The sequence below is a fragment of the Halorubellus amylolyticus genome, assembly GCF_034808145.1.
GTDB lineage: Archaea > Halobacteriota > Halobacteria > Halobacteriales > Natrialbaceae > Halorubellus.
In genome coordinates this window covers 126624-151052 of record NZ_JAXHGM010000006.1, presented here as the reverse complement: position 1 = coordinate 151052, position 24429 = coordinate 126624, and the positions used below count along the sequence as shown (strand labels likewise).

Sequence of the window (24429 nt, the reverse complement as noted above, 5' to 3'; positions counted from 1 at the left end):
ACCGACCGGATCGACCGCACGGCAGACCGGGGGTGCTCTCGGCGTGATCCGCATCGAGGACCTCGCCGTCTCCCTCGGTGGAACCCGCATCCTCGACAACGTCTCGATGGCGGTCGACGACGGCGAGTTCGTCGGCCTCGTCGGCCCGAACGGCGCGGGGAAGACGACGCTCCTGCGATGCCTCTCGGGCGTCCTCTCGCCGAACGAGGGCGTCGTCACCGTCGACGGCGACGCCGTCGAAGCCCTCGGCGCTCGCGAGTCCAGTCGCCGCATCGCGGTCGTCCCGCAGGACACCCAGCTCGCGTTCGACTTCTCGGTGCGCGACGTCGTCGCGATGGGACGCACGCCACACCGCGGGCGCTTCGACCGGGCGACGAGCGAGGACCACGACGTCGTCGAGCGCGCGATGGAACGCACCGAGGTCGCCGCGTTCGCCGACAAGGCCATCACCGCGGTCAGTGGCGGCGAGCGCCAGCGCGTCGTCCTCGCTCGCGCGCTCGCCCAGGAGGCGCCCGCGCTCCTGCTCGACGAACCGACCGCGAGCCTCGACGTCAACCACCAGGTCCGCACCCTCGACCTCGTCGCCGACCTCGTCGACGACGGCCGGACGGCGGTCGCCGCCATCCACGACCTGAGTCTCGCCGCACGGTACTGCGACCGCCTCGTCCTGCTCGCCGACGGCGGCGTTGTCGCGGCCGGGCCACCCGACCGCGTGCTGGAGCGGACGACGGTCGCGGACGCGTTCGACGCCGACGCCGCCGTGGTCGACGACCCGGTCACGGGCACGCCCGCCGTCACGCCGCTGTCCGCGCCCACGTGGACGCTCGACGCCCACGTGCACGTCGTCGGCACCGGCGCGCAAGCCGGGCGGGTCGTGACGACCCTCGCCGCCGCCGGTGCGACCGTCACCGCCGGCCCGGTCCCAGCGGGTGACGCGGTCGCGACCGCCGCCAGCGGCGTCGACGCCACCGCCGTCACCGTTCCCGCGTTCCGCGGCATCGACGACGCCACCGCCCGCGACGTCGCGGACCTCGCCAACCCCGCGGCGTGCGCGGTCGCCGCCGGCACCGTCCCCGCAGCGGCCCTCCACGCGCTCCCAGACACGATGCCCACCTACGCGACCCAGAACGCGACGCTCCCCGACACCGTCAACCCCGGGGACCGCGTCGCTCTCGCCGACCTGGCGTCCGGCCTCGCAGACGGCGTTCGGGGGAACGCCACTGCGAGCGAGGACGCCCCGCGAACACTCGCGTTCCGCGCCGAACGTTCGACGACCGACCGACGGGACGGGTCCGACCCGCAGCCGATACGGGACGTCTCCGACCCGCAGTCGACCGACGACTGAAAGCACGTCGTCGACGACGTCCGCGGCCGTGCCCGCGACGCAACCGTGAGTGCGAGAGCGAATTCCGTACACCGAAACGTGATTTACGTGGCCCACGGAGTACGTCGTGTGCCCCGGACGTCAGTGGTCCTCGCCGTCCTCGCTGTCGTCGTCCTCGCCGGATGTTCGTCGTTCGGCGGCGTCGCGACGACGCGCGAACCGTTCGACGTCGACGAGCCGACGCGGACGACCACCGAGACGCCGGCCGACCGACCGCCGGTCATCGCGTTCGACCCCATGGCCGACACCGCTCCCGGAGCATTCGACCTCGTGGAAGCGCACTACCGACAGCTCGCCGGCTTCTCGTACACGGCCGCGTACGAGCACGTCGAACGGGACGCGAACGGGACGGTGTACACGAGCGACCGGTGGACGACGACGTTCGGACCCAACCGGTCGACGTACGTGCAGGACAGGCGCTCCACGCTCGGGAACCGGAGCGTGCACCGTCAGCTGTACTCGAACGGGTCCGCCGTCTGGCAGTGGCAGCGACTCGACGATAGTGACGACCCGACGGTCCGGCTCGTCCGCTCGCCGGAGGGCGCGCCCGTCCCACCGACCGAGGTCTCGGTTCGCGCCGCCCCGGGCATCCTCCAGGCCGGGCTGGCCGCGACGAACGTCACCGAGGTAACCGCGCTCGATACCGTCCCGAGTTCCGTCGACGAACCTGTGTTCAGGGTCGTCGCGAACGAGACCGCGACACCGAACCCGTTCGGAGACCGCACACTCGACGTCTCGCTCACGCTCTTCGTCACCGAGGAGGGCCGGATCGTCGAGTACACTCTCGAACGGACGTTCGTCGAGGACGGCCGACAGCGGCGGGCGGTGACGCGCGTCCAGTTCCGTGGCGTCGGTCGCGTCACGGTCGACCGACCCGACTGGGTCCCCGCGAACGGGTCGGACGCAACGGCGACGACGGAACGAGCGACGTCGAGCGCACGGCCCGACCACCTCACGGTGACGTCGCTCACGCACCCGACGCCTCACGTCACGGCCGCACGCGCCGCCCGCTCGTTCCACCCCTCCCCCGTCCCGAATGCGTCTCCGGCGTGATTCGCCACGCGAACAGCACTGTTGGTACCCGCGTCAGCTCGTTCCAGGAGGCGAACCACCCGCTAAAGCGGCTCGGAACCGCCCGCTGAGCGGGTTCAGCCACGTGACTCCCGTCATCCCGGAAGCCATCAGAACCTGACTATTTCGTATAGCAGGATAGGATTTATGCGATGGGTCTCGGACAGCGGGTTCACCCGAAGACGGAGTAAATGTGGTCCTCGTAGACGTCCCCGATGCGCGATCCCCAGTCATGCGTGTAGGTGTCGATGACGTCGCTCGCGACGTCCCCGCGGAGGTACTTGACGACCCCGCGGTCGCCCGTCCGGTCCCGGAGGTGCGTCGTGAAGAAGTGCCGGAAGTAGTGCGGCGTGACGTTCTCGCTCGCACCACCGCCCGTCCGGTACCAGCCGGCGTCGCGAGCGTGACGCGTGACGAACGACCGGACGCCGCTGGCCCGCAGGCGCTCGCCCCACGCCTCGCTCGTGTCCACGAACAGCGGTTCGGCGGCGGACCGCGCGTCCGGTCGAACCGCGAGCCACGCCTCCAGTACCGCACGGAGCTCCTCGTCCACCGGCACGACCGTGTCGCGCTTGCGCTTGTTCGATTCGTATCGCTCCTCGCCGTTCACGACCGCACCTCGGGACGGCTCCGAGGAGACGTACAGCGATGCACCACGACCATCCAGGTGAACGCGGGGGTCCGCGTCGAACGCCGCCCTCGCCGACGACCCCGGGAGATGCAGGTCTCGGAGGTCGAGGTTACAGCACTCGCCGACGCGCATCCCCGTCTTCAGTAACGTCACGATCACCGCGCGCTCCAGGGGATGCGTGACGCTCGCGACGAACGCCCGCATCTCGCCGAGGGAGACGTCCCGTCGCGTCGGGTCCGGGTCTATCGCCTCGTCCATCTCCTCGACGACCAGCGCCATCGGGTTGTCCGCGAGCTCGCCGACCTGCGTCATGTACGCGTAGAACCGATGGACGTACGACGCGTACGACGCGACCGTGCTCGGCGCGTGGGAGTCCCGGAGTGCGTGCACCCACGCCATGCACTCGCGGCGATCCGCCGCGTCCGGCGTACCCGACCGTCCACCCGGCCCTCGCTCGGGGTCGGCGAGGAACGCCTCGAAGTCCCGGAGCACGCGCTCGTAGGACGCTCGCGTCCGCTCCGCCTTCCCGTGGAAGCGCTGGTCCTCGAGGTACCGGTCGACGAGGTCGAGGTCCTCGGACCCACCTCCATCGTTCCGGTCGACGTCCGGCTCGCTCATTCCTCGACCGCCTCGTACCCACCGTTCCGACCGCTGTACGCCACCTTGTTCGCCGCCTGCAGCGACTGGAGCGCGTCCTCCAGCCGGCCTTCGACGTCGTCGGTGACCGCCTCGAGGAGGTCGTCCCACGACCGCGTCTCCTCGCGGAGCAACGCGTACACGCGGTCCTCGAACCCGGTCGCGTCGTCGCGCTCCTCACCGTCGGACGCGTCCGTCGCTCGAGTGCTGTCGTCATCCGCCGACGAGTTCTCGTCGTCCACGCCGGGGACGCCGTCGACCGCGAAGTCCCGTCGCCCGGCCTGCACCATCGTCCGCACGAACTCGCTCTGGCTCATGTCGAGCCGGTCGGCGTGTTCGACCCACGCCTCCTTCTGGTACGCCGGGACGTACGTCTTCACCACGGTGCGCTCGACGTCGGACTCGCTCACCGCCGAACACCCCCCAGAATCGAACCCGGTTTCGAACACGCAACCCCTGGGGTTCGCGGCCCGAAGACCGGGATTCTCGACCCCGCTCCAGAACGGGTGTCTCGAACAGCGAACTGCCATCTGCCCAAGCACGCACCCGGAGTCCTCCCACGACGGCACGCTCGACTACGCTTGGCCAGTGCGCGGACACCCTCCGCAGCCCACATCGGTCTATGATAGCCTTCAGACAATTCCGCCCACCATGCATGAACGTCGACGGGTTCGGTCACGTCAGGACGCTCTCAGCCCACCCACAAGAATCTAATCCCACACCCGGGGATAAGGGTCTTTATCTTGTTCTATAGCGCCCCAAATGCGCCCCGATTCACAGGATATACGGAGCCATAGCACCCTTAAACGAAGTTTATAGTACCACCATTAAAGATACCTGAGAGACATCGTGTTCTCTTCGAGCCAACGGATTACGAGTGTCGGGCCGAACGTTCCGGCGAACTCATCGGTGACGAACAGAGAAGGAATCTGGTATTTCTTAGGGAGTATACACGGTCGGTCGCTCGTCGACGCGTTCTGGGAAAGTGGACGTCGTCGCGCTCTCGGGAGCGACAGCGTGTCGCCGGTCGGGTCACGCGATCGGGTCTCGTGGGGTGAAACGGGTTCGATTGGACGGCCGCTGGCTGCGACGCTGGTCGAGTCGGGGCCGGTGGTCGCTGGTGGTGCTGGCGCTGTTCGGTCGCTCCTGGAGAATGCGCCAAGTGGCCTATGTCTCCTCCCCGCGATAATCCGTGGGGCTTCGAGTGCGGACGCCGCCGCAGGTGCCGTGTTTTCTGACGTGTCTGGACGGTGCGACACGCAATGGTTGAACCTCTCTTCGGTCCCTGCGCCCTATCTGGAGGACACGCGTCAGCGGCCGCTCACGCGCCTCTGGTAGTGCTCTCCGTCACGACGACTCGCGTGATACACGTCGGAGGCCGGACTCATAAATCGTATGCCGCTATACCGAACACTGGTGTCGTCGGGGACGCGAACGGACGGTCGACCGTCGCTACTGGACGACGAGCTCGGAGTCCAACTCCGCGGATTCGAACAGCGCTATCGCGCGCTCGGCCGCCTCGTCCACCTCCGCCGTGTTCGACATCAGGACCGTCTCGCTCGGGAACAACCGCTCACCGAGCTCTAATCCGTGGTCGCGCGCCGTCGACCCACTCATCGTGAGATAGACGCCCACGCCAGACTCCGCGATGGCGGCCTCCTCCTCCCGACCGTCGTCGGCGTACGTGAACGAGACGCCCTCGACCGCAGCCGTCCCCAGGACGGCCTCGACGAGGCGCTCGTACCGCGGCGAGATACAGAGCTCGCCGTCGTGCGCCGCGACGAACTCGCGGTCGACCGTCGACCGGGACGACGCCTCGATCGCCTCCGGCGTCGCCATCAACGTATGATAGACCGTATCGCCGAGGCCCGTGACCACGCGGACGTCCGTATCGTGCGGGTCGATTCGCTCGTTCACGCCCGCCAGGTCCTCGAGGGGGTCGGGAGTGAGACCGACGACCTCCTCCAGGACGAGGTCCGCGCTATCGAACCCGAGCGCGAACGAGTGCGTGCGGAGCGAGCGGAACGGCTCCTCGCGACCGACGAGGTGGATGTCCACGTCCCCGCTGGTGAACGTGACGCTGTCGAACACGACGCGACGCGGGAACCCCGCCCGGTCGTCCCGAAGGAGCGTGTACTCCGGCGAGCCCGGGTCCTCGATGTCGCTGTACGCCCGCAAGCGCTGGTACACGTCGCGATGCTCTCGCTTGGTGCCCTTCGTGATCGCTTTCTCGTAGCGGAGCGTCGAGATCACGTCGTCGGCGAGGTCCGTGTCGCCGGTGCGGGCCGCGAGCCGCTCGAGGACGGCCTCCAGTGGCCGGCCTTTGCGCGGAACCGCGACGGAGACGGTCGCTGTCATCACTCGACACCTATCGTCTCGACTGTAAACAGATTGCGTTTCGACCGTGGTCGGTGCAACGGACCGCTATGGACCGGTACGGAGTGGTATCCTCCGATGCTCAGGAGAACATCTCGCCGAGCTGGTCGCGCCACTCGTTGATCTCCGTGACGTCCTCCTCGATGGCGTCGACGTCGTCGCGGAGTTCGGTCACGTCCTCGTCGAGGTCCGTGACGTCCATCTCGACGTCGTCGACGCGACTGGTGAACTCCTCGACGTGGTCGTCGACGGTCGTCTCGAGCGCGTCGACGTCGTCCGCGACCGAGTCGACGTCCGCGGCGATGTCGTCCGTGGTATCCTCGAGGTCCTGGGTCGTCGTCTCCAGTTCGTTCGCGGTGCTCTCGAGGTCGTCTTCGAGCGCGGTGACGTCGGTCTCGAGGGTGTTGATGCGGTCGTGGGCTTCGGCGCTCTCGTCGCCGAGTTCGTCGACGTCGCCCTCGATGGCTTCGATCGCCTCGTCGTGTTCTCCGACGGCGGACTGCACCGACTGGAGGTCGTCTCGGAGCGCCGACACCTCGTCGTTGTACTCCTCCAGGAGCTGGTTCGCGGTGCCTTCCTCGTCGAGGAACTCCTCGAGTGCGCTCGTGTACGCGGCGAGTTCCTCGACGCGCGACTGGAGGTGTTCGACCTTCGCGACCTCGGGGCCCGAGCGCTCGACGTCGAGCGCGTCCCGCAAGCGGTTGCGGGTGTCGGCCCCGACCGTTCCATCGTCGAGTTCCTCGGTGAGTGCTGCGGCGACGTTCCCGGAGGCGACGACGTCGTCCGCGTCGACACCCGCCGTCGCCTCCGCCTCTGCGTCTGTCTCTGCCTCTGCGTTTGCGGTGGGAGCGAGCGTCTCCCGAACCACTTCGAGGTCCTCGTCGTCGGCGTCGCCCTCGCGAACCGCAGCGGCCAGCGCCGCGACCACTTCGCCTTCGTCGACGCTATCCACTTCCCCGTCGACCTCGGAGGTCTCGTCCTCGTCGACATCCTCGTCAGCGTCGACAGCCTCATCGGCGTCGGCCTCGGCCTCGACCGCATCCTCGCCTTCTTCTACATCCTCGTCGGCTTCGACGTCGGCCTCGTCGGCCGCAGCCTCGTCGACGCCGTCGCCAGGCTCCTCGACTGCTTCGTCGTTACCAGCATCCTCGTCCACCTCGACGTCGAGTGCCTCGTCGTCCGCGTCGGCGTCGGGTGTCTCGTCGTCCGCGTCGAGTGCTTCGTCCTCAGCGTCGTCGTCTGCCGTCTCGTCGGGCTGGTCGATGTCCAGTTCTATCTCGGGGCCGTCGTCGACGTCCGTCTCCGCGTCCGCGTCATCCGCGTCGAGTTCCGCTTCCGCGCTCCCGAGATTCAGGTCGATCGCGGACCCGTCATCGTCGTCGTCCGCGTCGCCCGCGTCGTCGTCGTCGAGGCCGGGGACGCCTTCGCTCTTCCCCGAGATCATGTCCTTGACGACCTGGTTCGAGTCGTCGTCGACGATGTCGTCGATGGTGTTGTCGTCGGTGGCGTCGTCCTCGCCGGTATCGTCGTCGTCGGCTTCGACCTCGGCGACCTGCGGCTCGGAGAGGAACTGCGGGACGTCGCTCTGGGACTCGATACGGACGCCGTACACGGTGACGACCTCCTCGCCGGGGTCGAGCGTCCGCTCGTACTCGACGTGGTGGTCCTGGAACGCGGTCCAGTTGTCGCTGTCGTAGTCCGGATGGAAGCCGACGCCGTCCATCGGGAAGTCCGTCGGGATGTCCTCGTGCAGGCGGACGGTGACTGGCTCGTCGCGATTCGACGTGATAGCGAACCGGATCGCGGGAACGGGGAACTCGTCTGCCGCGAACGACTTCTCGACGGCGATGCCATCGGCGGACACCGCCACGGTGTCGTCCGGGTCGACCTGACTACTCATATCCCTCCGTATCCACAGCACGAACTTAAAGGAAACGGGGGTTCCGCGGACTGGGCGCGCGTCCTTGTCCTGGCAGGCCGTTCTTTTATCCGAATACGGACACGATTTGGTCGTGCAGCGGCGTGCTGCACGTGGTCGACGGTCGCGGACCGACGTACAAACCGACCGCGGCCGGAGTCCGAAACCGGCGATTCGTCGGAACCCACCACCCACCCACCTACCCACCTACCCACTTTCGACGACTCGCTCGGTCCACCTTCCCGCAGCCCTTCCCCGTCCCCGCTTCCTTTCCGGGGCTCCCGACTCCCCGCGAGTCCCAACGCTCTTGACTCGGCCACTCGCAGGACCGACCATGAGCGAGAGCGACTGGGGCGATTGGCTGCCGCGAGCGATCGAGGCGGCCGACCCCGACGGCGTCGCGGTATGGTACCTCGGCTGTAACGGCTTCGCCTGTAAGGGAAGCGACGGCACGACGATCTTCGTCGACCCGTACGTCGGCCTCGGCGACCCGCCGCGGACGATACGGATGATTCCCGTGCCGTTCGACCCCGAAGACGTCGACGCCGCCGACGCCGTCCTGGCGACCCACGAGCACACGGACCACGTTCACGGCCCGTCGCAAGCCCCCATCCTCGCGAACACCGGTGCGACGTTCCACGCACCGGCGGACAGTCTCGCCGTCGCGCGCGAGGACGAGCACTGGCCGGGCGCCTACGAGGTCGACGCCACCCAGTTCGACGAGGTCGCCGTCGGCGAGACGTTCGACGTCGGCGAGTTCACCGTGCACGTCGAGGCCGCGCACGACCCCGACGCCACCCAACCGGTGAGTTACGTGTTCGAGCACGACGCCGGCACGTTCTTCCACGGCGGCGACACCAAGCCGAGCGACGAGTTCGCGCGCATCGGCCGCGAGTACGACATCGACCTCGGCGTGCTCGCGTTCGGGACCGTCGGGAACGTCCCGGACAAGGAGACCCGGGAACCGAAGCGCACGCGCTGGTACAACGACGAGAATCAGGTGATCGAAGCGGCGAACGACCTCCAGTTCGACCGCCTGCTCCCGAGTCACTGGGACATGTGGAAGGGCCTCACCGGCGACCCGACGGTACTGCACAGCCACGCGAACTCCTTCGCGTACCCCGAGGCGCTCGAGGTCGTCGAGATCGGCGACCGCGTCGACCTCTGACCGCAACACGTCGACCGCTGACCGTACCGCGGCGCGCTCGCGTCGTCGGCTAGGAACGCGTTACTCCGAGCAGCACGAGCTTGAACGCACGAACGGTTGCGGGGTTCGTCGACGCCGTCTCGGCGAGTACTTTTGGCCTTCGACGTCCACGGGTCAGGTATGCTCTCGGCCGCCTGGCTCGGGCCCGCGTTCGTCGTCGCCGTCGTCCTCACGCTCGCCGGTTCGTTGTACGCCGTCGCCCGCATCGACGAGCCGGCGGGTGCGTGGGGGCACGCACTCCGGTCGCGACTCGTCATGGGCGTCCCGTGGGGGACGCTCGCGACGGCCGGTCTCGTCCTGCTCGCGTACCTCCTCGTTCAGGACGGGTTCGCGCAGTGGCGCGACCCCGTCACCATCCCGTTCCGGTCGTGGTCGTGGTTCTACCCGACCGGGGTCGGGTTCGCGTCGTTCACGCACGTCGGTCCCGGCCACCTCGTCGGGAACCTCATCGGGACGCTCCTGTTCGGGTCCGTCGCCGAGTACGCGTACGGTCACTTCCCGGACCGGCGCGGGTCGCAGTCGTTCACGTCCCTCGCGACGAACCCGTTCGTGCGCGCGTTCGTCGTCGTCCCGGCCGCGGCGCTCGTCGGCGGTGTGGCACTCGCCGCGTTCGGACTCGGGCCCGTCATCGGGTTCTCCGGCGTCGTGTTCGCGCTCGCCGGGTTCGCGCTCGTCCGCTACCCGATGACGACCATCGTCCTCGCACTCGGCGGGCAGAGCGTCGCGAGCGTGTTCTACAGCGCGCTCCAGAACCCAATCGTGACCGCGCGAATCACGTCCTCGCCGCCGTCCGCGCCGTGGTGGGCGGGAATCGCCATCCAGGGGCACGCGCTCGGGCTCCTGCTCGGTATCGTCGCCGCCGCGGTCGTGTTCAGTCGTCGCGGCGAAGGACCGAGCGCCCTCCGGTTGTACGCGGGCGTGCTGTTCTTCGGAGTGTCGAAGTCGCTGTGGGCGATTTACTTCATCGAGAGCAGCGACCGGTTCGTGCTGTTCCGCGCGCCCGGACTCGTCGCCGTGTTCGTGCTCGCCGTGCTCGTCGCGGGCGCGGTCGCGAGCCGCGGCGACGGCACCGCGAACCCGCTTCGACTGCTCGAAGGGACCGGGTCGGCGTGGCGGACGGTCGCGCTCGCGGGCCTGGTCGTCACGTTCGCGGTCGTCGCAGGGATGGCGCTCCCGACGAAACTGAACACCGCGCAAGCGTCGAGCATCCCCGGCGAGAACCCCGTCGAGGTACGCGACTACACGGTGACGTACGCGGAGGGCACCGAGTACAGTCTGGTCTCCGCCGTCGACGTCCCGTTCGTCGAGCTGCCGACGGAGAACGTGACCGCGTCCGGCGTCATCGTCGTGAGCGAACGCCGCGGCGTCTGGTATCCCGCGGTCTCGAAGGGCCAACTCGCGTTCGGGGGGTCACGTCAGGTGAACGTCGGCGGGGTCACCTGGCGCGATTCGGTGTGGGCGGTCCGTCGCGGCTGGTCGGCGAACGGCGGGCCGACGACGTACAAGGTGTGGCTCCAGCGCCCGAACCAGTCCGCGACGCTCGCGTTCACGGCCGACGCGGCGACCGCAGACCCGGTGCTCGATGGGAAGAACGTGAGCGTCGTCGCCGACGAGGGCGGGTTCGACGTCGTCGTCTCGCGGAACAACTCGACGCTCGCACGCGCGACGATGCCGTCCGAGGGCGGGAACGCGACCGTCGCGGGGATCTCGTTCCAGCGCGAGGGCAGGCACGTCTACGCTGTCGTCGACGACACGCGCGTGAAGGTATTCACGAAGGAGAAGTACGGACGGGACCGGTGACGGCGAGCCGGCCGGCGACTGCGGGCCACTCGATGCTCGTCCGGGACCGTACGGTATCGTTCGGCCCCCGCGACGCTCGTTCACTCTCGCTCGGTGGTCGTCCGGTTCCACTCGATGCGGAACGCTTCGGCGTCGATGGCGGCGGTGGCGCGGTCGTGGAAGTCGAACTGGTTGTCGACGTCGAGCTCGACGGCGAACGCGTCGGTGACCGTCGCACCGGCGTCGTCGGCGTACGCGCGAACGAAGTCCTCGCTGCCGGCGTTGTGGACGGTGTAGGAGACGCTGGCGACGTCGCGCACCTGGTCGAGGAACGCGCGGTCGGCGTGCTCGTTCCCGTCCTGTGCACCGAACGGCGGGTTCGAGAGGACGACGACGCGGTCGTCGAAGGCGAGCGGGAGGTCGGTGGCGTCGCCGGCGACCCACTCGACGTCGGCGGTCGCGCCGACGCGAGCGGCGTTCTCGCGAGCGGTCCGGAGGGGGGATGGGTCGACGTCGATTCCCACGACGCGACGGGGGCCACGGAGTGCGGCGGCGAGCGCGAGCATGCCGGTGCCGGTGCCGAGGTCGAGGACGGTCGCGCCCGCGCCGTCGTCGCCGGCGAGGTCACCGCGTTGGTCGGCGACGTGGACGAGCGACGCGGCGACCTCCGCCGAGGTGGCGTACTGTTCGAGCGTCGGAGACGGGTCTTGGAAGTCCTCGACGACGCCGAGGCGGCGGGCGAGCGCGCGACGTGTTGGCATCGATTCCCTATTCGGCGTCGAGCGTGATGGGTGCGTCGAGTTCGAACGCCAGGCCTTCGCGCCGGGCGCGTTCGGCGCACGCGGCGAGCGCCGGTCGAACCTTCTCGGCGTTCGGGACGGAGTCGCAGGTGACGCGGACGCTCGCGGCGCCGAGGAACGCGGCGGCGCGGACGTGCCCGCGGATGCGGTCCGCCTCCTCCTGCGTGGCGAGCGAGCAGTCGTCCTCGAACCGTGCGCTGACGGCGAGCGTGGACGCCGAGTAGCCCTCGGTCGCGAGCTCGCGTTTGAGGTCGCGGAGGTACTCGGGGGCGGTGGATTCGAGCGTGTTCGCATCGATCTGGACGGGCGTGACGTCTTCGGGCCGGCAGCGTTCGATGGTCCGTTCGACGTTCGGCGAGGGGGTCGCGCTCATCGTACCAACGCATACATACTGGGAATACAAAAGCCTTTGTCTATGCCCTATAGTAATATTTTGGATGGGTCAGTTACGGATTACCGGACTATGAGAGAATGGAACACACTTATTATTGCGGCTTAAGCAGTTCCCGTATGAAAGATTGCCCACGCTGTGGCTCCTCCCTGAGCCACTACGCCCTCGCGGACGGGGAGGCCTACGGCTGCGACGCCTGCGGGTGGGTCGGCGTCGACGTCGAACATCGAAGCAAACCAGCGACGCTCGAATCCTGGCACGACGCCATCTCGCGGTTCGAATCGAAGTTCGCGCGCGACGGGTCGGAGAACGCCGTCCGGAACCTCGAACGCGTCCGGGACAACGTCTCCGTCCCGGACGACGCTCCCGAATCCGACCCGAAGCCGACCGTGGAACGCGTCCCCAGCGACGCGCCCACGGGCGCCGACACCGACCAGTCCGAAGCGGACGACCTCGCAGCCGACGCCGGCACGGACGCCGAAGGCGACGCTCCCCCCGACGAGTCCACCACAGCCGACGCCGACCCCGACGCCGCCGCCGACGACAGGCACGAACCGGCGAGCGAACCGGAGTCGGACGACGAACCGACCCAGGCCGCAAGCCGGAACGACGAGTCGGTCGATGACGCATCCGAGGACGTTGACGACACCAGGGAAAGCGCCAGCGGAGACGACGATGGGGCGACCGACGAGCGCGACGACGCAACCGCGAGCGGGGACTCGGCGGTGGACGCGGACGACGAGACGAGCGTGGAGGCGGACGGGGACGATGACACGACTGTCGAGCCGGAGAAGGAGCTTGACGACGACCGGAGCGTAGAGGTAGACGACGAGACGAGCGTCGACGAGGACGCTGGCGAGGGCGCGGAGACCACGGACCGGGACGTCGACGAGGCGTCAGCGGACGACAGCGACCCGAGACCAGCCGACGACGACACGGACTCCGACGCGGACAACGTCGAGGAGGACGCTGCCGCGGAAGCCGCCTGACTCCGAGCACACGCACGGCCAACGACCGAACAGGCATCCACCACCGAACCCAGTCGGCGACCCGACGTCTTCACTCGAAGCTCACCAACACCGATAGCCGCCGCTCGAACGAGCGCGCTCGACAACGTCGAAAACGAAGTGGACGACAACGGGGTCGCGTCAACCGAAGCCGTCGCGACCGACCGAGTCGTCGGACACGAAGCCGGACGTCGTGACGTTACTCGTCCGCTGCAGCCGCTTCCGCCTCTTCCTCGGGCTCGTCGACGTCCTCGTCGGAGCGCGCGGCGACGAGGCCACCACGGGCGACCGAGTACAGCGGCTCGCTCGCGTGATGGACGCCACTTATCGAGAACGGGATGTTCGCGTCCTCGAGGTGGTCGCGGAACAGCGCCTCGAACCCGTTCGGACTCGAGGTCCCGCCAGTGACGACGACCGGCACGTCGAGCCCTTCCTCGATGTCCTCCTCGTCGACCTCCTTGACGACGTTCTGGATGACGTAATCCAGCAGGTTCTCGTAGTAGATGGAGAGTGCGCCCTCGACGCCACCGACGTCCGTCGTGAAGTCGAGTTCGAAGTCGCTCTCCTTGACGCTCGTGACCTTGTCCACCGGAGTGCCGGTCGCCTGCGCGGCCTGCTCGTCGACCCAGTCGCCACCGCGAGCGACGGAGAACTTCATGACCGGGACCGCGTAGTACGCGAGACAGACGTTCGTCATGCCGGCGCCGAAGCTGATGCCCAGGCCCGTGAAGTTGTTGTCAGCGAGTTCGCTGTAGATGACCGCCATCCCCTCGTTGATGGGTTCGGCGTCGTACCCCATGTTGTCGAGGAAGCTCTCGATGGTCTTCTGGTGGTAGAGCGTCGAGAGCTCGGAGTCGATCGGGTCCGCGGGAACGGAGAAGTAGAGCTTCTCGTCGGGATAGCTCGGCTCGCCGACGACCTGCTCGATGATGAGCTTCATCATCGGAATCGCGGACTTCTCCGAGGAGGAGAGGATCCCATGCTTCATCGGGCGACGCGTGTTCTTGTTGAAGATATTTGCGAAGTTCAGGGCGTCGTCACCGACGACGTAGACCTTGTCGTCCTTCCGGATGTGGAGGACCTCCGACCGGCTGAGCATCTGCTCTGCCATGTCCGAGTACTCGATCTCCACGAAGGAGTTCCGCTGCTGGACGAATACTGTGTCGCTACCATCCTGTTGTGCGGACAGGATGTTCATCGTGCCGACGTCTAGGCCTTTAGCCATATTTGCCCATGTACCCCACCGGATAATAAAACTATGTGAAATTATTTCATCACGATGACGGTTAGTATTAAGAACGTCCTAACCGAAGTGTGAGCGGGCGCTCAACCGAGGCCGAGCGCTCGCTTCAGTCGCGTCCACAGTCCGTCGCGACCACCGCCGAGCGAACCCGCGCTGTCCGCGGCCGCGTCCTTCTCGGCCTGCTCGCGCTTCCGGCGTTCGCGCAACTCTTTGAGCTTCGCCGTCTGGTCCTCGACCGTCGACTCCGACCGCGCGGTCTTCTTCTCCCCGCCCTTCATCGCCTTCAGCGAGTTGATCTGCGAATCGACGCCGGAGGACCGCGTCGTCTTCGCCATCCCGCCGGCGAGCGTCGTCCCCTCCATGTCCGGGTCCTCGCTGAAACTCAGGTTCCGGTTCTCGGAGCGCTCGACGCCACCCCAGGAGAGCTCGACGCCTGACATCGCGTCCTCGATGTCCGCCTCGATCTCCGCATCGGAGACCGTCTCGCCCTCGTCTTCGTCCTCCTCCATCGGCTGGATGTCCGCGGGACCGGGCTGCTGGTAGCGCTCCAACTGGTCCGCGATGAGCGCCGCGCCCGTGGACCCGACGACGAGCACGAGCCCGACCGCGTACAGGCCGACGACGGCGAGCGTCGTCGTCGCGTCACCCTCGTTCCACGACCCCGGGTACGCCGTCCAGAACCACGCCACGGCGACGACGTTGAGGCCGGCACCGGTCATGGAGGCGTACACCGCCCGTTGCTCGACGGGCAGGAGGACGACGACGCCCGTGATGAGCGCGGGGAGTGCGAGCATCCCGGCCGCGAACGCGTACTCCGACCACAGCCAGTACGCGCTGGTCCCGTGCTCCAGTACGCCGAAGCTAACGACGGTCAGGACGAGCGCGAGGACGCCCAGTCCGACACCGGTGAAGAACAGGCCGAACCCGAGGTAGACGTCGGTGTCCTCCTCGGGTTCGCCGATGTACGTCTCGTAGAGGTCGTAGAGGACGTTGTCCGGGTGGTCCGGACCGGCCGCATCCTCGTCCGCTTCCTCGGTAGGCATTGCCTGTGAGTAAACCCCCCACTGCCATGATTGTTTGGTTAACAGTTTGTTACTTGAAAAAAGACGGCGTCAGACGTCTCGCTGTCGCCGAGTTTCAGTCCTTGCGTTTCACGACGTCGCCGAGCGTCGTCTTCGTGGACGACCCGCCGCTCCAGTCCTCGTCGTCGGCAGAAGACCCGCCGGCGTCGAGGTCGATACCGAGTTCGCGCTCCAGCTTCGACTGGACCTTGTCGCTCGGGAGCGTATCGCCACGCTCGATCTTCCGGATGAGACTCGCCTTCTCGTTGAGTTCGTTCGCGAGATCGGCCTGACTCAGGCTCTTCTTCTCGCGAGCTTGACGAATCCGTTCGTCGTAGTCCTGGGCGAGCTCGCCCATGTCGTCGAACATGTCCTGGCGTCGACGACCGCCGCCCGACGACGAGGAACTCCCCGAGGACCCACCGCTCGACGAGGACGAGCTCGACGACGAGGACGAGCTCGTGGAGTACTTCGTGGACGTGCTCGATTGCTTCTGAGTCTTCACTTCCGTTCCGAAGTCGGCGCACTCCGAACACACGTCGAGTTCGGCGCCTTCGACCTTCACCGTCTTCGGGTCCGACGTTTCGGCACCGCACATCTCGCACTGAACCATACGCTATCCTTTCTCCCGGCCGCGTATAAAACATGTGCCCCCCGGCGAGTCAGTCGAGCCGCGACCAGGCGCCACAGAACCGCTGGAGGGCGGTGACGTGACCGACGACGGCGAAGACGACGAGGAGCCACCCGACGAGCGTCAGTCCGAGGAGGTCGCTCGGGTAGACGGCGACGGCGAGACCGACGGCGCCGGCGAGCGCGAGGCGGTCGGCGCGACCGAGGACGCCGGCGTACACGCGGTCGAGGCCGACCGCTTGCGCCTGCGTTCCGAGGTAGGACGTGAGGAGGACGCCGGTGACGGCGGCGAGCCCGAGGTCGTACCGGCCGATGCCGGCGGCGAGCCCGACGATGATGGCGACGTCCGCGTACCGGTCGAGGACGTGGTCCAGCAAGTCGCCGCCGTCGCTCGCGACGTCCTGCTCGCGGGCGAGCTCGCCGTCGACGATGTCGAGCCAGCCGTTGAACGCGACGCAGACCGCGCCGACGGCGTAGAGGACGGTGACGTCACCGACGGCTGGGCCGGCGTACGCGTACAGGCCGCCGGCGGCGAGCGCGAGCGCGAACGCGACGACGCTGACGCCGTCGGGACTCATCCCGAGGGCGTTCGCGGCGCGCACCCACGGGGAAAGCAGCCCCGATATCCGTGGGCGGAGCTGGTCGAGCGTCATAGGTACTCGATGTAGTCGACCGTGCCCGCGCTCGGTTCGCGGTCGCCGACGAGCACGGCCGCGATGGCTGCGGCGACGTCGTCGGGCTCCCGGTCGGTCGTCGCTATCTCGTAGACCGAATCGGTCCCGTGCGCGTCCACGCTCTCGCCGAGGACGACGTCGAGCGCCTCGCTCTCCGCGTTCTCCGCGGCCTTCGCGGCGGGCTCGCCGCGGTCGGTGAGGCGGTCGTCGAGCGTCTCCGGGTGACAGCGGAGGACGACGACGCGGTCGGCGTCGAGGTGGTGTGCGAGGTGCGAGTCGAAGACGACGACGTCGGCGTCGGCCGCCGCGACGTACTCGTCGACCCACGCGGCGAGGGCGTCGAGGTCGACGACGACGCTGCCGCGGTCCTCGTCGACGTCGTCGTACAGCGCCTCCGACTGCACGACGTCGTTCAGGTGGACGACGTCGACGGAATCGACGCCGAGTCCGTCCGTGCCGGGTGCGTCGAGGTCGTCGAAGTCGCCGGCGTCGACGCGGTCGAGGAGTCGGTCCGTCGCGGTGGTCTTCCCCGTCCCTGGGGTGCCGGTCACGGCCACGCGGAGCGGGCCGGTCGCGGTCACGCGACGAGCACCTCGTTGATGGCGTCGGCCGCGCGCTCGGTCTGCGCTTCGGTCCCGCACGTGACGCGGATGCACCCGGGGAGTCCGAAGCTCGTGCAGTCCCGGACGATGACGCCGCGCTCCTGGAGTTCGGTCGCGACCGCGTCGGCGCTCTCGGCGCCGCGGGCGTCGCTGACGTCGACGAGCACGAAGTTCCCCTGGCTCTCCCAGACCGGCGCGTCCAGTTCGTCTTGGAGGTGCTCGCGCGCCCATCGCGCCGTCTCGATGCTCTTCGCGACGTGGTCGTCCGCGTCGAGCGCGGCGAGGCCGGCGCGACACGCCAGTTCGCTCGCGGCGAACGGCGTGTTCACCCTCGCGTACGTGTCAGCCCACGCGTCGGGGACGACCGCGTAGCCGAGTCGGACGCCGGCGAGACCGAACGCCTTCGAGAACGTCCGGAGGACCGCGACGTCGTCGCGGGCGGCGAACGCGTGCTCGTCGGCGCCGTCGCCACCGAGCAGCGACACGGCCGACTGGACGTCGGCGTACTCGGCGTACGCCTCGTCGACGACGACGAGCGTGTCCTCGCCGGTCCGGTCGGCGATCTCGACGACGTCGTCGAGCGTGAACACGCTCCCCGTCGGGTTGTGCGGGCTCGTGAGGTAGACCACGCGCTCGTCGTCGTACTGGCTGCAGACGACGTCGGCGTCCTGCGTGAACGCCGGGCGCGACAGCTCGTAGCGGTTCACGTCCCCGTGGTGGAAGCGCGCGCTCATCTCGTAGTACGCGAACCCGGGGTTGGGGACGAGCACGTCGTCGTCCGGTTCGAGCGCCGCTCGCGCGAGGTAGTCGAGCGCGCCGTCGCCGCCGTTCGCGAGCCAGACCTGCGCGGGCTCGACGCCGTGGCGGTCGGCGAGCGCGTCGGTGAGGTCGGTGTGTGCTGCCTTCGGGTACGACGACGCGTGCTCCGCGGCGCGCTGGATGGCCGCGACCGCCGCGTCGGGCGGGCCGAAGGGGTTCTCGTTGGACGCGAGCTTGACGAGGTCGCCGGGGTTCACGCCGAGTTCCCGAGCGACCTCCTCGATGCCGCGTCCGGCCTCGTAGGGGACGTGGTCGGAGAGGTCCCGTGGTTGCATGGTCGAAACCGGGGCCCGGCGGCCCTTGAGCGTTGCCAAACCGACCATCGTCCACGAGCCACCTCGTATTGGTTGATTTTTCTATATTTCTGCGTGCCTGGTCTCGGACGCATAAATTCTATCTCGCTATACGAAATAGTCCTGATTGCGTCGGTCGTCGGGCAGGTGCGATTATCGACGTCGTTGGTCACGCCAGACCACGGACGTCGGGGTGCTCGCCGAGCACCTCGACGGTCGTCTCGACCGACGACGACGGGAATCTGGCCGCACCGTGCAAGACCGGGGGCGGCCCGAGCGAGTGGCGCGACACGAGAGTGACGAGCGGCCGGGGTCCTACCAGAGGAACATGGGCCAGACGAACTGGAAGAGCGCCCAGATGAGGACGGTGAGGATGGCGGTCATGAGGACGTTGAGGACGACGCCGGCGCGCATCATCTGGGACTGCTTGACGTGGCCGCTGCCGAAGACGATGGCGTTCGGTGGCGTGGCGACGGGGAGCGCGAACGCGAACGACGCGGCGATGGCGCCGCTGACGGAGAGGAAGATGCCGGCGGCGACCTCGGTGAGGCCGAGCGTCGTCGCGAAGATGCCGCCGATGCCGATGAGGACGGGGACGATGATCGTCGCGGTCGCCGTGTTCGACGTCATCTCGGTGAGGAAGATGACGAGGAGGACGATGGCGGCGACGACGAGCACGATGGGAGCGTCGGTGAGCTGGCCGAATATCGTCTGGGCGAGCCACTTCGTCGCCCCGGTCTTCGCGAACGCGTCCGCGAGCGAGATGCCGCCGCCGAACAGGAGGATGGTCCCCCAGTCGATGTCGACGAGGTCCTCCCACTCGACGGTGTCCGCGAGGACGAGCGCGGGGATGGCGTACAGGCCGACCATCACGTAGTAGAGCAGGCCCTGATGGCCGGCGACCCCGAGGACGGTCTGGCCGTCGCTCGTTCCGAACAGCGTGTTGAACCAGACGTCGGGGAGGACGCCCTCGAACGCGATGTCGAGGCCGCCGACGACCCAGAGGCCGGCCGTCGCGGTGAAGATGTAGGCGACGCGACGCCCACGCGTGTCGAGCGCGCCCTCTTCTTCGAGGTAGCGAGCGGCCTCGGCGCGCGCGTCGCTGACGTCCTCGATCTGCGGCGGATAGAGGTGGAACGTGAGGACGTACCAGACGATGGGGAGGGTGAGCGCGACGATCGGCAGGCCGATGAGGAGCCAGTCGACGAACCCGATCTCGTAGTCGAGGAGCGCGTTGGCTTGCGTCGCGACGACCGCGTTCGGCGGCGTGCCGATGAGGGTCCCGACGCCGCCGACGCTCGCGGCGTACGCGGTCCCGAGGAGCGTCGCGACCTGCATGTTGTGGAACGAGTCGGCGTCGGCGTCCTCGCTCTCTATCTGCTCGCGGCCGATGACCTGCGAGAGCACGCCGAGCGCGATGGGAGTCATCATCGCGGTCGTGGCGGTGTTCGACACCCACATCGAGAGGAACGCGGTGGCGATCATGACCGCGCCGATGAGGTTCCGCGGCGACGTCCCCATCTTCGACATGAGGTAGAGTGCGATACGGCGGTCGATGTCGTACTTCTGGAGCGCGTTCGCGAGCATGAACCCCGCGATGAACAGGAAGATGAGGTGGTCGGCGAACCCGGAGAGCGCGGGGTCGATGTCGTCGTAGACGCCGAACGCGGTGAGGAGGACGGGGATGGAGAGGGCGGTGACGGCGAGTGGGAGCACGCTGGAGACCCAGAGGGTCCCGGCGAAGAACATGGTGGCGATGGCGTACTGTCCACGGACGGTGAGGCCCTGTGGCTGTGGGGCGACCGCGATGAGGATTGTTCCGAGGACGGCCACGGCGAAGATGCCGAGACGCCCGCGTTCCGTGTCTCTGAGAGCCTGTATCATTGATACAAGCACTCTGTCTCTGGAGTACCGTATTAATCTCTTTCGTAAACGCAATACTATGAGTCAGGTTACCACCCGAGTCGGCGGCGTCAGAAGTGCTCGACGAGGGCCTCCACCTGCTCCGCGTCGAGTTCGGCGACGTACAGCTCGAACAGCCGGTGGCGTCGAGACTCGGAGAGGCCGCGGTTCCCGTTCTCGAGCATCGAGAGGTGAGCCTGCATGAGTTCGTCGACCTCGCGCTCGACGTCCCGCTGGCTGTAGCCCGCCGCGGTCCGCAACAGGCGCCACGCCAGCGGTGACACCTCGGTGAGGTCGCGTTCGACCGACGCCATCGATACGCCATCTGGCGCGAAGACGATAATAAGTCTGTCCGCTCGCGGAGGCCGGGGGACCCGTCAGTCGCCGGTCCAGGTGGCGTCCACCCGACCACGTGCTCGTTCGAGGACGGCACGACGAGCGGTGACGGTCACGGTCACGTCCTCGCCGTAGTCGACGGATTCCACGCTCGCGTTGTCGTACAGCCAGGAGAGCGCGCGCTGGCCGTCGCCGTCGTTCGGGAGCGTGAACGTCGTCGTCTCCGTCGGAAGGGCGTCGCGGACGGTCGCTTCCAGCGCGTCCACGCCAGTGCCGTCGAGCGCGCTCACCGCGACGACGTCGTCGACGACGGCAGCGTCTGCGAGTACGTCCCGGCGGTCCGCGACGTCGTCGACCGCGTCGACCTTGTTCAGGACGCCGAGGACGGTTCCCTCGGGCGCGTCGAGCGCGTCCGCTGCGACGGCGACCTTCTCGCGGACGCGCTCGGGGTCGTCGGTCGCGTCGACGACGACGAGCGTGACGTCGGCGCTCGCGGCCTCGTCGAGCGTCGCGCTGAACGACGCGACCAGGTCGTGGGGGAGCGCGTCGACGAGGCCGACGGTGTCCGTGTAGACGACGTCCAGGCCGTCGGCGCTCCCACGACGGGTGATGGTCTCCAGCGTGACGAACAGGCGGTCCTCGATGGGCGCGGAATCCGTGAGGTCGCCGTGGTCGTCGTCGTCGAGTGCCATGTCGTCGGCGAGCCGATGCAACAGGGTGGTCTTCCCGGCGTTCGTGTACCCGGCGATGGCGACGATGCCGAACCCCTCGCGGCGGCGGGATTCGCGACGTTCGGCGGCGCGCTCGGCGAGGTCGTCGAGCTTCGATTCGACGCGGTCGATGCGGTCCTCGACGTCGAAGACGATGCTCCCCTTCTCGTTGGCCTTCGACATCGCCGAGAGCTTCGTCACCCGGCGGAGTCGCGGGAGCATGTACTGCAGGCGCGCCGACTCCACCTGGAGGGCCGCGCGCTCGTCGCCGGTACCCTCGGCGAACACGTCGAGCACCAGCCGGTAGCGGTCCACGGGCTCGACGCCGCCGGGTAGGAGGTCGACGAGGTCCGCGTACTGGCCGGGGTCGAGGCCGCCGTCGAACACGACGACGTCCGCGTCGAGTTCCCGGGCGCGGGCCGCGACCGCGTCGGCCTTCCCGCGTCCGACCCACGTTCCGGGGTCCTCGCGGCGCTGCTGGGTGATCGCGTCGACCACGGCGTAGCCTGCGGCCTCGGCGAGACGCTCGATTTCGGTCGTATCTGGTCGTTCCGTCTCGTCGCGCGCGACGACGATTGCGGTACTGCCTGCGAGTCGTGACTGTGAATCCTGCATGTGTCGTGGTCGACCGACGCGACGCCGCGGGCGGGTCGCGGCGACGGTCCGGTCGGGTCGGGCGGTCCAGTGGCGATGCGGACGTGGTGCCACCGGGAACGAGCCCGCGCTCGGTCCCCGGTCAGCGGGGACGAGAAAGGGTCTCCATGAAAGACTGAATGGAGCGCTCCGGCATAGGCCTTGGGTCGGTGTGTGGACTGGTGTCGTCCCTCAGCGTGGTGCGTCCCTTTCGTTCAGCGTATCGGCTCGAACGAGACACGACTCCGCCGCGCGTGATGTCGGACGAAAGGGACTTGTCGCGGTGGTTCGTTGGTCGGTGTCGAATGAGGGTGAGTACGCGGACCGAACGGTCGTGGGTGACCCCGTGGACCTGACGGTCGCGGACCTGGAGGCGGCGGGCCTGGGGAGCCAGCTGGCGACCATCGAGGACGCGGTCGCGGACCACCTCGACGGGTCGGTCGCGAACGTCGCCGTGGTCGCGGAACCGTACGCCGGCCGGGACGTCCTGCTGGAGTACGCCGAGGAACAGCTCGGCGCGGCCGCGGGGCACGTCGCGTTCGACGAACTCGTCACGGACTTCGCGGCGGTCGACGTTCCGAACCGCGAGGTCGTCGTCGTCGAGGGCTGCCACCACCTGTACGCGCGCCGAATCGGCGGTTTCGACGCCCTGAACGCGTTCCTCGACCACATCGCGGCGTCGGACGCGCTGTTCGTGACCGCGTGGAACCGGTGGGCGTGGGACTACCTCGCCGCGGTCCAGGACCTCGACCGCGCGTTCCCCGTGCACGTGCACGTCCCGCGACTGGATCCGGAGAGCGTCTCGGCGCTCGTCCGCGAGCACGTCGACGACCTCCCGGCGTTCGTGGAGAGCGACGACCACGGGCGCGTGAAGACCGTCGACTTCGACCGCGCGACCGTCGACGTCGCGGGTCGCGAACTCTCCGTGCCGGTCCCCGAACTGAACGTCGAGTACCTGACCGCGCGGGACATGGGTGAGGAGTACGGCGAGACCGAGCGCGTCGTCTACGAGCGCCTCGCGCGCCTCGCGGAGGGGAATCCCGGCGTCGCGCTCGCGCTCTGGGACCGCTCGGTGCGCGACGGCGAGCTATCGCCCACCGACCTCGAGGAGCCCGAGGCAGCACTGGACCTCGACGACGACGAGGCGATGACGCTCACGACGGTGCTGTGCAACGAGACCCTCTCGATGCGTTCGCTCCGCGAGATACTGCCCGACGTCGACGTCGCGCAGGCCGTGCAGACGCTCGACCACCAGGAGCTCGTGGAGCTCGAACGCGACGCGCGACCGCGGTCCGGCGACGACGCCGAGGCCGAGAGCGAGCCGTTGGCCGACGGCGACGGAACGGGTTCGGTCGACGAGCGCGCGGACGTGCTGTCGGTCGCGCCCGAGCGCTTCCACGCCGCCGTCGAGCACCTCGAAGGGAGGCGGTTGCTGTGGTAGCGTCCACGCGAGCCCTCTCGGCGGGCGCGCCGTGGGTGCTCGCACAGGCGAGCGCCGAGTCCGACCCGAACCTCTTCGAGGCCGTCAACTGGAATCTCCTCGTCGAGGCCGTCCCCATCCTCGTGTTCGCGTACCTCCTGGCGAAGCTCACGAGCACGCTCCTCTCGGGGCTCGCGGACCGGTTCGTCGCCGCGCGCTTCCGCGTCACCGTCCTCATCCCCGTCGTCAAACTCGCGATCTACGGGACCGCGGTGTACCTCGCGTTCTCCATCCTGTTCGACCTCACCGAGAACCAGCTGCTCGCGCTCTCGGGAGTCGCCGGCGCCGCGGTCGGCTTCGGGCTGAAGGACCTGCTCGCGGACCTCGTCGGCGGCCTCATGCTCGTCGCCGAGCAACCCTACCAGATCGGCGACAAGGTATCCATCGGCGAGTACTACGGCGAGGTCGTCGACATCGGACTCCGCTCGACGAGCCTCGTCACGCCGAACGACAACCTCGTCACCGTCCCGAACTACCTGTTCTTCAACGAGTCCATCGCGAACGGGAACGCGGGTGCGGCGGAGATGCTCGTCACCGTCGAGTTCTACGTCGACCCCGAATCCGACGCGGCGAGAGCCAGGGAACTCGTCGAGGAGGCGATGCTCACGAGCCAGTACGTGTACGTCACCGACGACCTCCCCCACGAGGTGCTGCTCGACGACGACGTCCACTACCGGAAGATAACGGGGAAGGCGTACGTGAACGACCTCCGGAACGAGTTCCCGTTCCGCACGGACGTCACGAGGCGCGCGCTCGCCGCGTTCGAACGCGAGGGCATCGAGTCACCGAAGGTGCCGTCGGGCGTCGCCGGCGAGATGGACCGTCCGGGGGTGGACTGAGTCGACA

22 protein-coding genes and 1 pseudogene are annotated in these 24429 nt (G+C 68.3%); 8 read left to right on the top strand and 15 right to left on the bottom strand.

Annotated elements, in window-relative coordinates; all coding sequences use genetic code 11:
* Positions 1–43 precede the first annotated feature (43 nt).
* Complete coding sequence (locus tag SM754_RS14665; protein ID WP_323676989.1) at positions 44–1345, top strand: heme ABC transporter ATP-binding protein; 1302 nt, start codon at positions 44–46, stop codon at positions 1343–1345.
* 108 nt (positions 1346–1453) lie between these two features.
* Positions 1454–2437 carry a DUF7537 family lipoprotein gene (locus SM754_RS14660; protein WP_323676988.1) on the top strand — a complete coding sequence of 328 codons (984 nt, stop codon included), beginning with the start codon at positions 1454–1456 and terminating at the stop codon, positions 2435–2437.
* 190 nt (positions 2438–2627) lie between these two features.
* Here the strand turns inward: SM754_RS14660 and SM754_RS14655 are convergent, their stop codons facing one another.
* The 4 genes from SM754_RS14655 to SM754_RS14640 form a co-directional block, all read right to left on the bottom strand.
* A complete protein-coding gene (locus SM754_RS14655) occupies positions 2628–3704 on the bottom strand; it encodes a tyrosine-type recombinase/integrase (RefSeq protein WP_323676987.1) in 1077 nt (358 codons plus the stop codon).
* Positions 3701–4132, bottom strand: coding sequence for a DUF5805 domain-containing protein (locus tag SM754_RS14650; RefSeq protein ID WP_323676986.1), 432 nt, complete (start codon positions 4130–4132; stop codon positions 3701–3703). The genes SM754_RS14655 and SM754_RS14650 overlap by 4 nt, the downstream gene beginning before the upstream one ends.
* Positions 4133–5174: 1042 nt before the next feature.
* Positions 5175–6080: a phosphoribosyltransferase HisG-related protein gene (locus SM754_RS14645; RefSeq protein ID WP_323676985.1), complete on the bottom strand. Its 906-nt coding sequence runs from the start codon at positions 6078–6080 to the stop codon at positions 5175–5177.
* Between the two features lie 100 nt (positions 6081–6180).
* Complete coding sequence (locus SM754_RS14640) at positions 6181–7998, bottom strand: hypothetical protein (protein ID WP_323676984.1); 1818 nt, start codon at positions 7996–7998, stop codon at positions 6181–6183.
* Positions 7999–8350: 352 nt separating this feature from the next.
* Here SM754_RS14640 and SM754_RS14635 point away from each other — a divergent pair, with 352 nt between their 5' ends.
* Together SM754_RS14635 and SM754_RS14630 are read left to right on the top strand one after the other, a co-directional pair.
* Positions 8351–9184, top strand: coding sequence for an MBL fold metallo-hydrolase (locus SM754_RS14635; RefSeq protein ID WP_323676983.1), 834 nt, complete (start codon positions 8351–8353; stop codon positions 9182–9184).
* 159 nt (positions 9185–9343) lie between these two features.
* Complete coding sequence (locus SM754_RS14630) at positions 9344–11023, top strand: rhomboid family intramembrane serine protease (protein WP_323676982.1); 1680 nt, start codon at positions 9344–9346, stop codon at positions 11021–11023.
* Between the two features lie 80 nt (positions 11024–11103).
* On the opposite strand, the gene SM754_RS14625 is transcribed toward SM754_RS14630, so the two are convergent.
* Positions 11104–11763, bottom strand: coding sequence for an METTL5 family protein (locus SM754_RS14625; protein WP_323676981.1), 660 nt, complete (start codon positions 11761–11763; stop codon positions 11104–11106).
* 7 nt (positions 11764–11770) lie between these two features.
* On the bottom strand, positions 11771–12175 hold the full coding sequence (locus SM754_RS14620; RefSeq protein WP_323676980.1) for a DUF7961 family protein: 405 nt from the start codon (positions 12173–12175) through the stop codon (positions 11771–11773).
* A 137-nt stretch (positions 12176–12312) separates the two neighbouring features.
* Between SM754_RS14620 and SM754_RS14615 the strand changes: the two genes are divergently transcribed.
* Complete coding sequence (locus tag SM754_RS14615) at positions 12313–13182, top strand: hypothetical protein (protein ID WP_323676979.1); 870 nt, start codon at positions 12313–12315, stop codon at positions 13180–13182.
* Between the two features lie 217 nt (positions 13183–13399).
* Here SM754_RS14615 and SM754_RS14610 read toward each other — a convergent pair whose 3' ends face one another.
* The 3 genes from SM754_RS14610 to SM754_RS14600 form a co-directional block, all read right to left on the bottom strand.
* Positions 13400–14425: a disk-shape morphogenesis protein volactin gene (locus SM754_RS14610; RefSeq protein ID WP_323676978.1), complete on the bottom strand. Its 1026-nt coding sequence runs from the start codon at positions 14423–14425 to the stop codon at positions 13400–13402.
* 101 nt (positions 14426–14526) lie between these two features.
* Positions 14527–15486, bottom strand: coding sequence for a cell division protein CdpA domain-containing protein (locus SM754_RS14605; protein ID WP_323676977.1), 960 nt, complete (start codon positions 15484–15486; stop codon positions 14527–14529).
* Positions 15487–15580: 94 nt separating this feature from the next.
* Complete coding sequence (locus SM754_RS14600; protein ID WP_501993797.1) at positions 15581–16069, bottom strand: multiprotein bridging factor aMBF1; 489 nt, start codon at positions 16067–16069, stop codon at positions 15581–15583.
* On the opposite strand from SM754_RS14600, the pseudogene SM754_RS20545 reads away from it, so the two are divergent.
* Positions 16053–16112 (top strand): annotated as a pseudogene (locus SM754_RS20545) (DUF8138 family protein); the annotation flags it as partial. The gene SM754_RS14600 and the pseudogene SM754_RS20545 overlap by 17 nt on opposite strands.
* A 54-nt stretch (positions 16113–16166) precedes the next feature.
* Here the strand turns inward: SM754_RS20545 and SM754_RS14595 are convergent.
* From SM754_RS14595 to hflX, 6 genes are all read right to left on the bottom strand, one after another.
* Positions 16167–16787 carry a CDP-alcohol phosphatidyltransferase family protein gene (locus SM754_RS14595; protein WP_323676975.1) on the bottom strand — a complete coding sequence of 207 codons (621 nt, stop codon included), beginning with the start codon at positions 16785–16787 and terminating at the stop codon, positions 16167–16169.
* The gene (locus tag SM754_RS14590) at positions 16784–17389 is read right to left on the bottom strand and encodes an adenylate kinase family protein (RefSeq protein ID WP_323676974.1); all 606 of its coding nucleotides are present in this window, start codon (positions 17387–17389) and stop codon (positions 16784–16786) included. The genes SM754_RS14595 and SM754_RS14590 overlap by 4 nt, the downstream gene beginning before the upstream one ends.
* Positions 17386–18504 (bottom strand): histidinol-phosphate transaminase, encoded by a 1119-nt coding sequence (gene hisC / locus SM754_RS14585; protein ID WP_323676973.1) that lies wholly within the window; start codon positions 18502–18504, stop codon positions 17386–17388. The genes SM754_RS14590 and hisC overlap by 4 nt, the downstream gene beginning before the upstream one ends.
* Positions 18505–18837: 333 nt before the next feature.
* Entirely contained in the window at positions 18838–20406 is a 1569-nt protein-coding gene (locus SM754_RS14580) for an SLC13 family permease (protein WP_323676972.1), read from the bottom strand.
* Positions 20407–20495: 89 nt separating this feature from the next.
* Entirely contained in the window at positions 20496–20738 is a 243-nt protein-coding gene (locus SM754_RS14575; protein ID WP_323676971.1) for a DUF8599 family protein, read from the bottom strand.
* Between the two features lie 63 nt (positions 20739–20801).
* Positions 20802–22085, bottom strand: coding sequence for a GTPase HflX (gene hflX / locus SM754_RS14570; RefSeq protein WP_323676970.1), 1284 nt, complete (start codon positions 22083–22085; stop codon positions 20802–20804).
* A gap of 316 nt (positions 22086–22401) precedes the next feature.
* On the opposite strand from hflX, the gene SM754_RS14565 reads away from it, so the two are divergent.
* Together SM754_RS14565 and SM754_RS14560 are read left to right on the top strand one after the other, a co-directional pair.
* Positions 22402–23544 carry a hypothetical protein gene (locus SM754_RS14565; protein ID WP_323676969.1) on the top strand — a complete coding sequence of 381 codons (1143 nt, stop codon included), beginning with the start codon at positions 22402–22404 and terminating at the stop codon, positions 23542–23544.
* Entirely contained in the window at positions 23538–24422 is an 885-nt protein-coding gene (locus tag SM754_RS14560) for a mechanosensitive ion channel family protein (RefSeq protein WP_323676968.1), read from the top strand. Before SM754_RS14565 ends, SM754_RS14560 begins: the two co-directional genes overlap by 7 nt.
* Positions 24423–24429 lie beyond the last annotated feature (7 nt).